Source organism: Cupriavidus sp. 2TAF22 (assembly GCF_052115045.1).
Classification (GTDB): Bacteria; Pseudomonadota; Gammaproteobacteria; order Burkholderiales; family Burkholderiaceae; genus Cupriavidus.
This window is the reverse complement of the sequence record NZ_JBFRFX010000002.1, coordinates 381,006-393,582: the sequence shown is the minus strand read 5'-3', so window position 1 is coordinate 393,582 and position 12,577 is coordinate 381,006. Positions and strand designations below refer to the sequence as shown.

The following is a 12,577-nucleotide window of genomic DNA, read 5'->3' as shown; positions in this document are numbered from 1 at the left end:
CATGCCGGCGTGACGGGAACGCCGACAATATATAGGAAAACATAGACCCTTCCGGCCGATAACGCGTGCGCCGGCGCGCGCGGGAAAAAATGCTGCAGTGCGGATGCCGCACTGCGGCCCGCGCGTTCCGCGTGGCGCGCGCGGGCCTGCGCCGATCGGTGCGGGGATGCCGCCGCTGCGTGGCACCCCCGGGCAGGGCGGGAGGCCGCCGGGTAACGCCCGCGGCGCTCCGCGCCGCCCGCCGGGCCGCTTTACACGCTTCAGCGCGGGGCCGGTGCCTCGGCCTGCGCCGGCGGTCCCTGTTCGAGCAGCGCGGCGATCAGGTCCGACTGGGTGACGATGCCCAGCAGGCGCCGCTGCGCATCCACCACCGGCATCTCGTGCAGGCCGCCGTCGGAGAAGGCGCGCGCCAGTTCCACCATGGGCTGCTCGGGCCGGGCGGTGGCCACGCCGGTGTGCATCAGGTCACCCGCGTTGCCCGCGCGTGGCTGGCTGGCGCCGGCGCGCACGGCGAGCAGGTCGACCAGGTTGAGCATGCCGACCAGGCGGTGTGCTTCGTCCACCACCGGCAGCGTGCGCAGGCCGTGCCGGTTGAGCAGGGCGCGGGCCTGCACGCCGCTGTGGCCAGGCTGCACCGTGACGACGTCGCGCGACATGATGTGCTCGCAGCGCACGTCGCCGAAGCGGCGGCGATAGGCGCGCATCTGCGCCGCCACCAGGATTTCTTCCAGGTCGTCTTCTTCGATGTCGAGGAATTCGCCGCGCGTCTTGAGCACCTCGTCGAGGTCGGCGCGATTGAAGCCCACGCGCTCGCTGGGCAGCGGATCGGCGGTGCGGTGCGGGTTGGCGTGGTCGGCCGGGCGGTGCGGATAGCGCCGGCGCAGCGCGTTGTTGAACAGCAGCGCGATCAGCAGGAGCAGCATCGAGTTGAGCAGCACCGGGAACGCCACGAAGCCGAAACCGAGCTTGGCGACGGCCGGGCCGCCGAACACTGCGGTGATCGCCACCGCGCCGCTGGGCGGATGCACGCAGTGCAGCTGGAACATCATGACGATGGCCAGCGCCACCGCCACGGCGGCGGCCAGGCCAGGGTCCGGAATCCAGCGCGCGCAGGCCACGCCGATCAGGGCCGCCACCAGGTTGCCGCCGATGATGGACCACGGCTGCGCCAGCGGGCTGGCCGGCACCGCGAACAGCAGCACCGCCGAGGCCCCCATCGGCGCCACGAACCACGGGTTGACCCCGCCCAGCAAGCGGCGGCTGATCCATTCGGTGACCAGCAGGCCGAGCAGCGCGCCCAGGCAGCTCTTGAAGCGCTCGCGCTTGCTGCCGGCAATGGGCGTGGGAACGAAGGCTCGCAGCCATGCGCGCGCCCGCGCTGGCGTGAGTTCGGCTAGGGAGGGGGCCTGGGATGGTGGCATGGACGGGCCTGGTTCTGCGGTTCTGGAAGCGGCGGGACGAAAGCGGGCGGCGCGGGCAGGCGGCTGGCGGCTACGCATCATGCGTAGCGCGTCGTCACCTTGGCTGCGCTGCAGCAAACCGGTCCGCAAATATATCATGACGTGATACATTGCGCTGTCTCGGCGCTTGCGATGCTGCAAGCCCCGCGTGCCCCACATAAGCCTCTTACACGCCCCGCGCGAGCCTCATCATGCACTTTGAAAAACGCGACTACGCCGTCAGCCGGCGCCTGCTGCTGCTTGCCGCGCTGGCGCCGGTGATCGGCGCCATCAGCACGGCGGCTGCCGTGCTGCTGCTGAACCTGATTCGCTTCTTCACCAACCTTTTCTTCTACCAGACGCTGTCGCTGGCGGAGCGCTCGCCGGCGCAGCACGCGCTGGGCGCGTGGGTGATCCTGGTGCCGGTGGCCGGAGGCCTGCTGGTGGGGCTGATGGCGCGCTACGGCAGCGACAAGATCCGCGGCCATGGCATCCCCGAGGCCATCGAGGCGGTGCTGTTCGGCAAGAGCAAGATGTCGCCGCGCGTGGCGGTGCTCAAGCCCTTGTCTTCCGGCATCGTGATCGGCAGCGGCGGGCCATTCGGGGCCGAAGGCCCGATCATCATGACCGGCGGCTCGATCGCCTCGCTGCTCGCGCAATACCTGCACCTGACCGCCGCCGAGCGCAAGACGCTGCTGGTGGCCGGGGCCTGCGCCGGCATGACGGCGATCTTCGGCACGCCGGTGGCGGCGGTGCTGCTGGCGGTGGAGCTGCTGCTGTTCGAGCTGCGCCCGCGCAGCCTGCTGCCGGTGGCGCTGGCCTGCGCGATGGCTGGCTTCCTGCGCCCGCTGGTATTCGAGTCCGGCCCGCTGTTTGCCATGCAGACGGCGCCGGTATCCACCGCCGCCCTTGGCTCCTGCGTGGTCGCGGGCCTGCTGTGCGGCGTGCTCGGCGCGGCGCTGACGCTGGCCCTGTACCGCACCGAAGACCAGTTCTCGCGGCTCAAGCTGCACTGGATGTGGTGGCCCGCCATCGGCGGCCTGGTGGTCGGCATCGGTGGCTACTTCGAACCGCGCGCGCTCGGCGTGGGCTATGACGTGATCGCCGACCTGCTGCATAACCGCCTGGCGCTGGAGGTCGCGCTGGCCCTGCTGGCGGTCAAGGCGGTGATCTGGGTCGTCGCGCTCGGCTCCGGTACCTCGGGCGGGGTGCTGGCCCCGCTGCTGATGCTCGGTGCCGGGCTCGGCGTGGCGCTTGGCGCAGTCCTGCCCGGTGGCTCGCCCGAGCTCTGGGCGCTGGTGTGCATGGCGGGCGTGCTGGGCAGCGTGCTCGGCGCGCCGCTGACCGCCATCGTCTTCGCTTTCGGGCTGACGCATGACAGCAACGCGCTGCTGCCGCTGCTGCTGACCACCGCCGTCGCGCACGGCTTCACCGTGCTGACCATGAAGCGGTCGATCATGACCGAGAAGATCGCCCGCCGCGGGCTGCATATCTATCGCGAATACGGGGTCGACCCGCTTGAGCGCCAGCATGTGGCGGACCTGATGACCACCGCGGTGGTGAGCGTGGATGGCGACCAGCCCGTCAGCGCCCTGTGGCCGCGGTATTTCGGCGAGCACGCGCCGCATCGCGCTTATCCGGTGCTGTGCGGCGGGCGCGTGGCCGGCATGCTGGAGCGCAATGCCTTGCGCGGGCGCGAAGGCGCATCGATGAGCGGACGCGAGCTGATGACGCCGCTGCGCCCGGATCAGGTGCTGCTGCCTGCCCAGACCGCGCGCGTCGCGGCCGGGCGCATGGCGGAACTGAGCGTGGGGCGCCTGCCGGTGGTGGCGGATCTGGAATCGATGCGCCTGGTCGGCGTGGTATCGCTGCGCGACCTGCTGCGGCCCAGCGGGCAGGTCCTGCATGAAGAGACGCAGCGCGAACGGCTGCGAGGCGTGGCGGCGGGCTGAACGCCGCAACGGTGTTCAGAGCTTGTAGCTCGACAGCAGGATGCTGGTCTCGGTGGCCCCGATCCCGTCGATCAGGCGGATCCGGTCGAGCGTACGATCGAACGCCTCGAGCGTGTCGGCGCGTAGTTCGGCAATGATGTCCCAGCGCCCGTTGGTGGTGTGCAGCGTCTGCACATTGGGCTCGCCGCGCAGGGCCTGGAGCACCTGGCGAGCCTTGTTGCCCTCCACGGCGATGGTCGTCCAGGCGCGGATGCGGTGGGTCTCGGCTTCCGGCTTGAGGCGGACCGTGTAGCCGACGATCAGCCCCTCCCTCTCCAGCTTGTCGATGCGGTTCTGGACGGTGGCGCGCGACACGCGCAGGGCCTTGGCCAGGGCAGTGGCGGGCATGCGGGCGTTGTCGCGCAGCAGGGCTAGCAACTGGCGGTCGGTGTCGTCCATGGCGGTTCCTGGTGGGTCTTGGGGCGCACTTGCGGCCCCGATTGGCGATTCGCCAATATGACCTTGCATATTGCAAATCATAGCAGCGGAATTGCGCAGTTTGCTGGCTTTTGGTTAGCGCCGCACTGCACCAGAATGCAGGCATCCCCAGTCACCGCGCGTCCACCGCGCGTCAACCACCAAGGAGCCAGCGTGACCAACCAGCCCACCATCCTGCTTGTCGACCCGACCCACTACGACGTGTCCTACAGCATCAATCCGTGGATGGATCCGGGCCTCTGGGCGCGTGATCCGCGCGGCATGCACCAGCACGCGGTGGGTTCCTTCGCAGCGCTGCATGCGGCCTTGCAGGCGTCCGGCTTCGTGGTGGAGACCGCCCCGGGCGCGCCTGGCCTGCCCGACATGGTGTTCCCCGCCAACGCAGCCGTGGTGCTGGACGGCCATGCGGTGCTGGCGCGCTTTCGCTATCCGGAGCGCGCCGGCGAGGAAGTCCCGTTCGCCAGGATCTTCGAGGGCCTGCGCGAGCGCGGCCTGATCGATTCGGTCAGCGTGCTGCCCGAGGGCTGCTACCAGGAGGGCGCCGGCGACTGCATCTGGGATGCGGTGCGCGGTCATTTCTGGGCCGGCTTCGGCCCGCGTTCGACGCGCGCGGCGGCCGATGTCATGGGCAGCCGTTTCGGCCGCGAGGTGGTGGCGCTGGAACTGGCGACCGAGCAGAGCTATCACCTCGACGTGTGCTTCTGCCCGCTGTCCGGCGGCGAGATCCTCTACTACCCGCCCGCGTTCACGCAGGAGGCGCTGCGCACGCTGCGCGAGCGCGTGCCGGCCAGCCTGCGCATCGAGGCGAGCGAGGACGACCTGCGCCACTTCAGCGTCAACGCGGTCAACCTGCACGACCAGATCGTGATGACACGTACCACGCCGCACCTGCGCGCCGAGCTGGGCCAGCGCGGCTACCAGCTGCGCGAGGTGGACCTGTCGCCGTTCATGCTGTCCGGTGGCGGCGCCTACTGCATGACGCTGCGGCTTGACCGCACCAGCGCGGCGGGGCAGGCCGCGGGTGCCGGTCGCACCGCCGCGGCAGCGGTTGCCGCCTGAGCCGGGCGGCAGGACGACACGACAACAAGACAACAAGACAAGACACGACAGGGAGAGCACCATGAAGGAGATCGCCATGACCCGCTTCCTCGACGCCGCCGACGTGGCGGCGCTGGTGCGCGAGACGGGCGTCGCCAGCGCCATCGCGCAGATCGCGCATCATGTCCGCCAGGATTTCATGCGCTGGGATGCGTTCGACAAATCGGCGCGGCTGGCCGCGCATTCGGCCGGTGGCGTGATCGAGTTGATGCCGGTGAGCGACGGCGTGCAATACGCGTTCAAGTACGTCAATGGCCATCCGCGCAACGCGCTGGTCGGCATGCCCACGGTGATGGCTTTCGGCGTGCTGGCCGAGGTGGCGAGCGGCTTCCCGCTGCTGCTGTGCGATCTGACGCTGGCCACCGCGCTGCGCACCGCCGCCACCTCGGCGCTGGCCGCGCAGGCCATGGCGCGGCCCGGCTCCGCCACGATGGCGCTGATCGGCAACGGCGCGCAGGCGGAGTTCCAGGCGCTGGCCTTCCACGCCATGCTGGGCATCCGCGAGATCCGCGCCTACGACATCGACCCGGCGGCGAGCGCGCGGCTGGCGCGCAACCTGGCCGCCGTGCCGGGATTGAAGGTGGTGCCGGTGGCGTCGGTACGCGACGCGGTGCGCGGCGCCGATATCGTCAGCACCGTCACCGCGGACAAGACGCGCGCCACCATCCTCACGCCCGACATGGTGGCGCCGGGCATGCATCTCAACGCGGTGGGCGGCGATTGCCCGGGCAAGACCGAACTGCACGCGGATATCCTGCGCGCGGCGCGCATCGTGGTCGAGTACGCACCGCAGACCCGCATCGAGGGCGAGATCCAGCAGTTGCCGGCGGATGCGCCGGTCACGGAATTGTGGGAGGTGCTGGGCGGCCGCGCGCCGGGACGCGGCGGCGCGGACGAAGTGACGGTGTTCGATTCGGTCGGCTTCGCGCTGGAGGACTACGCCGCGCTGCGCTGGATCCATGCCGCGGCCCATGCGCGGCACCGCGGCAGCCACGTGGAGCTGGTGGCCACGCCACCGGACCCGCGCAATCTCTACGGCTGGATGATGGAGGCGGCGGTCCCGCGGCCTGAACCGGCCGCGGTGGCGGAACTGGCCTGAAGCCGGCCGCCGTGCGGTAAGCCGGCGCGCGCCGGCCGGCCAGGTGGCTGGTTCAGCCGGCCGCGCCGCGCGTCATCATCAGCTGCGCGCGCAGGAAGCCCTTGACCTCTTCCAGCGACGGCGTCTTCAGGAAGACCATGATGCCCCAGTGCTGCAGGGCGTCGGCCACGCCGTCATAGGCCTGGCGGTTGGTGATCACGGCGAAGATGACATTCTGGCGGGTGAAGAAGTTCTGCAGCTTCTCGATGGTCGCCGATTCGGCGTCGCTGAGTTCTTCCACGTAGTACAGCACCACCCGCGGGTGCGAGCTGACCGACGTAATGATGGTATCCACCACGTCCTCCACCACCACGCTCTTGAGGGGCAGGCCCCATTTGCCCAGTTGCGCGTGGATGCGCTGGGCTTCCTGGTGATTGGGGTGGAATACCACCAGGTCAAGCTCGTGCACCGACGGCAGTTCCTGGCCGACTCGCGTGGCCAGCAGGCGGTGCACGGTCTCCTTGTGAATACGGCGGTGGCCGCCGTTGGTCTTCCAGGCCCCGAGTTCGCCGCGCTCCACCATCTTCTGTACGGTGCCCAACGAGACATTGAGCAACTTGGCGGCGGTACGCGTGCTGTAATAAGGCTTCTCAGCCAGTTCTGAATCCAGTTTCATCCGTTCACCCGTTAAGAAAACATCACACTGCGGTCAGACTGGCAGTGACAGCGCGTACCTCCCGCGCTGGTTTGGGCCCCGGCCACGCATAAAAAAAGCGCAACAACTCAATGGCTTGCTGGCACCGCTGAGCCTCTTGCATGACTTGCCCGTTACCCTGGGCGCCGGAAGCGGAGGTGCTCCGCAGCCATGCAAGGGCGTGATCTATGTCACAAGTGCCTTCTTCTTCCAACGGAAGAATGCCGGTTCCCAATCATATGCGCTATCGAACATATATCACCAGCCAGGGCCGGCAAATATTTCGAAAACGCCTCGAACGCTCCCACTTCTGTGTTTAAACGCATATTGCCGCGTTTTGGCAGACACGCGAAGCCCGCGATTTCTTGCAAACAATGCAGACATCCAGGCGGCTCCCGGATGATGCCCGGGTGATGCCCGACTCGCGCGGTTTCGATGCCGCATGCTACTGAAGACCGCCGGCGGCGCGCGGGGTTCCTGGCACCGGATCGCCGCGCCGGCGAGGCCAGATCCGCAGGCGCCGGCAACTATCCGTGCCCGCCGGGGCCGGCTGCCGCGACGGCGGGAAGCGTGCCGCCAATCGTACCGGGAAGCGTGCCGGGAAGCGCGGCCGGCGGCTGCGCGAGGCCCGGCGCCGGTGCCTTGGCGGCCTCCGCAGGCAGGCCGCCGGGCTCGCTGCATGGAACGGCGCCCTGCGCTGCCGCGCTGCCATCCACGCGCGCGATGCCGGCGTGCGCCGTGGCCGGCGCCGAGGCGCCCCGGGTCTTGAGTTCGTGCGTCTTGATCACGATGAAGTATTCGTAGATCGACTGCAGGATGGCGTAGGTGAGGCCGGCACGGCCGTCGAGGAAGCCGCGCTTGCCGACGTAGAGCAGCACGAACTTGGCCAGTGGGCGTAGCGGCAGGCGGTAGAACAGCTCCTTCTGATGCGCGCGCCGCTGGTGGAAGTCCGGCGCGAACAGCGCCTCGCGCAGGCTGAAATCCGCCTTGCCGCGCCGGTTGTCGATGGTCTGCTGCGCTTCCAGGCTGCTGTAGCTGTTGTGGCGCGTGATCCAGTGGCTCAGGCCCTTGCTGAAGGGAAAGTGGTCGAGATAGCCGGACAGCTCGCCGGCCGGGCCGTCGGGGATCGAGACGGGATTGACCAGCCGTTCGTAGCGCATGCGCTCCGGCCGGAACAGGCGCAGGTAGAAGGGCGAGGTCTGCACGTGGCGCAGCCAGGTGCCGAGGAAGAAATCGCGCCGCTGCACGCGGAACGCCACCTCGTCGCGCGCGGCGCGCACGGCGGCCAGTGCGTGCTCGGCCAGCGCCGGTGTCATGCGCTCGTCGGCGTCGATATAGAACACCCAGGGATGGCGGAAGGCGATGTTGCGCAGGCCCCAGTTCTGGTGGCTGGCCCAGTTGTCGAAGGGGCGCTGCGTGACGCGGGCGCCAAAGCGCGTGGCGATTTCCACGGTGGCATCGGTGCTCATGGAGTCGTAGACATGGATGTCGTCCGACCAGGCCACGCTCTGCAGGCAGCCCGGCAGGTCCTGCTCTTCGTTGCGGGTGAGGATCAGCACCGAGATGCCAGGCGCGGCCGGCGAGCCCGGCCGGCCCATGCGCACGGGATGGCTCATCTGCCTGAAGTTGCTAGGCCTTGCCATGTCTCGTCCTCGTGCCGATGGCCCGGGCCGGCGTGCCGGCATAGACCGTCCACGGCGTGCGCAGGCTCCTGGTGACCACGGAGCGCGGCGCGACCACCGCGCCTTCGGCCACGGACACGCCCGGCGAGACGAACGCTTCGGCACAGATCCACACATGCGGCGCCAGCACGATGGGATGCGCGACCAGCTGGAAATTGGCGCTGTTGTAGTCGTGGCTGCCGGTGCACAGGTGCGCGCCCTGGGAAACCACGCAGTAGTCGCCGATTTCGATCGGCGCCATGTTGTACAGCGTGACCCCGTCGGCCACGCCCACGTGGCCGCCCACGCTCAGGTCCCACGGCGCCCAGATCCTGACCGAGGGGTAGATGTGGACATGCGGCCCGAGGCGCGCGCCGAACAGCCGCAGCAGCGCCGCGCGCCACACGTGCAGCGGGCGCGGGCTGGGCCGGAACAGGCACAGCCAGACCCACCGCCAGAGCTGCCGCTGCAGGCGGTTGCCCAGCGAGAACGAGGCGCCCGTGGTCGGGTCGTTGCCTTGTAGGATCATCGTCGGTCCGCTCGGTGTGATCGAGGCCCGCTCAGCTTGTCCGGTGTCGGCGCTGCTACGCTGTCAATGGTTGGCGACCGCGGTACGGGCCAGTACCGCGGTCGCCGGCCCCGGCCGACGGCCCGGGCTTTGTCCCGCACCGGCCGCGCCTGGCGCCGGTTGGACGCAAGGCGCGCGGGAAGGGGTGAAGCCATGGTGGCGCGGCGTACGGCGCGCTTCGGTGCGGCACCTCACATAGCGCGGCGTGACCGTGCAGAGCGTGCGCAGGAGCCCGCGGGGAGCGGGCGGGGCCGGACGGGATGGGCCGGGCCGAGGCCAGGACCGCAAGGCGCGCGGGGCGGCGCGCCGTGGCTCAGAGCCTGTACTTCTTCACCTTGTCGAACAAGGTGGTCTTGGCGATGCCCAGTGCCTCGGCGGCGCGGCTCAGGTTGCCTTCATGGCGGCGCATGGCCTCGGCCACCATGGCCCGTTCGAACTGCTCCACGGCCTGCGCCAGTGGCAGCGCGGCCGGCTCGGCGGTGCCCTGGCCCGGGTTGCAGCCCAGCCCCAGCACGTGGCGCTCGGCCAGGTTGCGCAGCTCGCGCACATTGCCGGGCCACGGGTAGGCCATCAGCGCGGCCATCTCGGCCCGGCTGGCGGCTACCGCCTCGCGCTCGAAGCGCAGGGCGGCCTGGGCCACGAAATGCTCGAACAGCGGCGGCACGTCTTCGCGCCGCTCGCGCAGCGGCGGCAGCTCCAGCGTCACCACGTTGAGACGGTAATAGAGGTCGGCGCGGAACTGGCCGGCCTCCGACAGCGCCTTGAGGTCCGCCTTGGTGGCCGCCACCACGCGGGTGTTGACCGGTACCGGCGTATTGGAGCCGAGCCGCTCCACCACGCGTTCCTGCAACACCCGCAGCAGCTTGATCTGCATCTGCATCGGCATGCTTTCGATCTCGTCGAGGAACAGCGTGCCGCCCTCGGCGTGCTCGACCTTGCCGATGCGCCGCCGCGCCGCGCCGGTGAAGGAGCCGGCTTCGTGGCCGAAGATCTCGCTCTCGAACAGCTGCTCGGGCAGGCCGCCGCAGTTGATCGGCACGAAATGCCGTGCATGGCGCGCGCTGGCTTCGTGCAGGCAGCGTGCCACCAGTTCCTTGCCGGTGCCGGTCTCGCCGTGGATGAGCACGTTGGCGGCGGTGTCGGCCAGGTCCGCAATCAGCTTGCGCAGCCGTTCGATGGCCGGCGACTGCCCGATCAGGCGCGCCTGCAGCGTGTCGCGCCCGGCCAGCTTGCGGCGCAGTTCGGCCACTTCCAGCACCAGGCGGCGCTGCTCCAGCGCGCGCCGCGCCACCTCCACCAGCTGCTCGGGCGAGAAGGGCTTCTCCAGGAAGTCGTAGGCACCGGACTTCATGGCCTGCACCGCCAGGCTGACATCGCCGTGGCCGGTCACCATGATCACCGGCAGCGCGCCGTCGCGTGCCTTGAGTTCGCGCAGCAGCGCCATGCCGTCCATGCCGGGCAGGCGGATATCGCTGACCACCACGCCGGCGAAGTTCTCGCCGGCTTCGCGCAGCGCTGCCTCGGCGCTGCCGACCGCGCGCGTGGCAATGCCTTCGAGCCGCAGGGCCTGCTCGCAGCCCAGGCGTACGTCGGGATCGTCTTCGACGATCAGTACGGTGAGCGGATTACTTGTCATGGCCGGTTTCCCTGCTTGCCTGGTTTTCCTGGCGCGCGCCGGGCCGCGCCAGCGGCAGCACCAGCGTGAAGCAGGCGCCGCCGTCCGGGTGATTGCTGGCCTCGAGGCTGCCGCCCGATTCATCCAGGATGCCGGCCGACAGCGCCAGGCCGAGCCCCAGGCCCTGGCCGGCGGGCTTGGTGGTGAAGAAGGGCTCGAACAGGCGGGCGAACGCCTCCTCGGACAAGCCCGCGCCGTTGTCGCGGATGGTCAGGCGGAGCTTGTCGCCCGCCAGGTGGCCGCGCACTTCCAGCCGCGGCGCGGGCATGCCGGCCACGGCGTCGAGCGCATTGCCGAGCAGGTTGACCAGCACCTGCTCCAGGCGGTTGGGGTCGCACGCCAGCACCAGGCCGGGCTCGAGCTGGCGGCTCAGTTCCGGGCGCACCGCCTGCAGGCGCGTGTCGAGCAGGAACAGCGCGTTGTCCAGCGCTTCGTCCAGCCGCGCGGTGCAGCTGCCGTTGCCGGGCTTGCGCGCGAACGACTTGAGCGCGCCGGTGATGCGGCCCATGCGCTCGACCAGGCCGATGATGGTGCCGAGGTTGGCCTGCGCCGTGGCGTTGTCGCCGCGTTCGAGAAATTTCTGCGTGTTGCCCGAGAGCGTGCGCAGTGCCGCCAGCGGCTGGTTCAGCTCATGCGCGATACCGGTGGACATCTGGCCGACGGCGGCCAGCTTGCCGGCCTGGAGCAGGCCGTCCTGGGCCTGGCGCAAGGTCGCTTCGGCGCGGATGCGCTCGGCGACCTCGGCCTGCAGCTGCTGGTTGGCGGTCCACAGGTCGGCGGTGCGCTCGGCCACCTTGCGTTCGAGTTCGCCGTTCGCGGCTTCCAGCGCCACGCGCGCGGCCAGGCGCTCGCCGACGATGCGCCGGCGCACGTTCCAGGCCGCCGCCAGCAGCAGCACGAAGGCCGTCAGCACGCCCGCCAGCGCGGCGCTGTTGAGCGCGGCCAGGCGCGCCTGCGAAGTATTGGTGAGCAGCGTGAGCTGCCAGTCGGTGCCGACCAGCTCGGCGGTCTGCGCCAGCATGGGCGGACCGCGCCGCAGGCGCACCAGGGCGTCGCTGTCGGACAGCTTGCGCACCGGCGCCAGCTCTAGCTGCGGCAGGGGGGCGCGGTTGTACTGCAGGCTGTGCTGCAGCCGCTCGCGCTGCCCCGGCGCCAGCGGCCTGAGCGCGGCCAGCTTCAGCGACGGGTCCGAGGCCAGGATCACCACGCCGTTCTCGTCGGTCAGCAGCATCTGCGTGTCGGCGCCCTGCCAGCGGTTCTCCAGCGGCTCCAGGCCCACCTTGACCACCGCCACGCCGCTGGGCTTGTGGCGGTCGCCGAGCGGGGCGGAGAGATAGTAGCCGGGCTCGCTGCGCGTGGTGCCGACGCCGTAGAAACGGCCCAGCTGGCCATCGGCGGCATCGTTGAAATAGGTGCGGAAGCTGAGATCCTCGCCCATGTAGCTGTCGGGCCGCTGGTAGTTGCTGGTGGCGCGCACGCGGCCGTGCGCATCGAGCACGTATACCGCGCGCGTGCCGGCGCGGGCGTTGAGCGCCGCCAGGTACTGGTTGGCCGCCTCGACCCGCGCCGGGTCGTCCGGCCTGGCCAGCAGCGCGGCGATCTTGTCGTCCAGCGACAGCAGGCTGGGCACGTAGTCGTAGCGCCCCAGCTCGCTCGACAGCGCCTGGTCGTACAGCCGCAGCTGCACCTGGCCGCGCTCGCCCTGGCGTGCCAGGGCGGCGTCGTAGCTGTAGCGGTAGCCCAGCGCGCCAGCCAGCCCGACCAGCACCGCCAGCGCCAGCATGGCGAACAGGGGTACCCACTGGCGCAGGCGGCCGGTACGGCCGTGGCGAGAGGGGGCGTCGGGCAGGGCGCCTGGCGGGGTGGCGTGTGAACGGAACGGGCCAGTCATGGGCTTGCGAGAAAGGCTTTTGGGCTGCGGATGGCTGCAGCGCG

Annotated in this window: 10 protein-coding genes; 3 read left to right on the top strand and 7 right to left on the bottom strand. The window is 70.1% G+C overall.

Going from position 1 to position 12,577, the window contains the following annotated elements; translation table 11 throughout:
- Nucleotides 1-260: 260 nt before the first annotated feature.
- The gene (locus AB4Z48_RS04305) at nt 261-1,421 is read right to left on the bottom strand and encodes an HPP family protein (RefSeq protein WP_441612628.1); all 1,161 of its coding nucleotides are present in this window, start codon (nt 1,419-1,421) and stop codon (nt 261-263) included.
- Nucleotides 1,422-1,651: 230 nt separating this feature from the next.
- On the opposite strand from AB4Z48_RS04305, the gene AB4Z48_RS04300 reads away from it, so the two are divergent.
- The gene (locus AB4Z48_RS04300; protein ID WP_441612627.1) at nt 1,652-3,391 is read left to right on the top strand and encodes a chloride channel protein; all 1,740 of its coding nucleotides are present in this window, start codon (nt 1,652-1,654) and stop codon (nt 3,389-3,391) included.
- 15 nt (nt 3,392-3,406) lie between these two features.
- On the opposite strand, the gene AB4Z48_RS04295 is transcribed toward AB4Z48_RS04300, so the two are convergent.
- Nucleotides 3,407-3,829, bottom strand: coding sequence for an Lrp/AsnC family transcriptional regulator (locus tag AB4Z48_RS04295; protein WP_441612626.1), 423 nt, complete (start codon nt 3,827-3,829; stop codon nt 3,407-3,409).
- Nucleotides 3,830-4,021: 192 nt separating this feature from the next.
- On the opposite strand from AB4Z48_RS04295, the gene AB4Z48_RS04290 reads away from it, so the two are divergent.
- Both AB4Z48_RS04290 and AB4Z48_RS04285 read left to right on the top strand, forming a co-directional pair.
- Nucleotides 4,022-4,927, top strand: a complete 906-nt coding sequence (locus AB4Z48_RS04290) for a dimethylarginine dimethylaminohydrolase family protein (protein WP_441612625.1) — start codon at nt 4,022-4,024, stop codon at nt 4,925-4,927.
- Nucleotides 4,928-4,988: 61 nt separating this feature from the next.
- The gene (locus AB4Z48_RS04285; RefSeq protein ID WP_441612624.1) at nt 4,989-6,065 is read left to right on the top strand and encodes an ornithine cyclodeaminase; all 1,077 of its coding nucleotides are present in this window, start codon (nt 4,989-4,991) and stop codon (nt 6,063-6,065) included.
- A gap of 52 nt (nt 6,066-6,117) precedes the next feature.
- Here AB4Z48_RS04285 and AB4Z48_RS04280 read toward each other — a convergent pair whose 3' ends face one another.
- The 5 genes from AB4Z48_RS04280 to AB4Z48_RS04260 form a co-directional block, all read right to left on the bottom strand.
- Complete coding sequence (locus AB4Z48_RS04280) at nt 6,118-6,720, bottom strand: helix-turn-helix domain-containing protein (protein ID WP_441612623.1); 603 nt, start codon at nt 6,718-6,720, stop codon at nt 6,118-6,120.
- A gap of 545 nt (nt 6,721-7,265) precedes the next feature.
- Nucleotides 7,266-8,381, bottom strand: a complete 1,116-nt coding sequence (locus tag AB4Z48_RS04275; protein ID WP_441612622.1) for a glycosyltransferase family 2 protein — start codon at nt 8,379-8,381, stop codon at nt 7,266-7,268.
- Nucleotides 8,368-8,928 (bottom strand): putative colanic acid biosynthesis acetyltransferase, encoded by a 561-nt coding sequence (locus tag AB4Z48_RS04270; RefSeq protein WP_441612621.1) that lies wholly within the window; start codon nt 8,926-8,928, stop codon nt 8,368-8,370. The genes AB4Z48_RS04275 and AB4Z48_RS04270 overlap by 14 nt, the downstream gene beginning before the upstream one ends.
- 352 nt (nt 8,929-9,280) lie before the next feature.
- On the bottom strand, nt 9,281-10,603 hold the full coding sequence (locus tag AB4Z48_RS04265; RefSeq protein WP_441612620.1) for a sigma-54-dependent transcriptional regulator: 1,323 nt from the start codon (nt 10,601-10,603) through the stop codon (nt 9,281-9,283).
- Nucleotides 10,593-12,533 carry a sensor histidine kinase gene (locus AB4Z48_RS04260; RefSeq protein WP_441612619.1) on the bottom strand — a complete coding sequence of 647 codons (1,941 nt, stop codon included), beginning with the start codon at nt 12,531-12,533 and terminating at the stop codon, nt 10,593-10,595. Before AB4Z48_RS04260 ends, AB4Z48_RS04265 begins: the two co-directional genes overlap by 11 nt.
- Nucleotides 12,534-12,577: the final 44 nt, after the last annotated feature.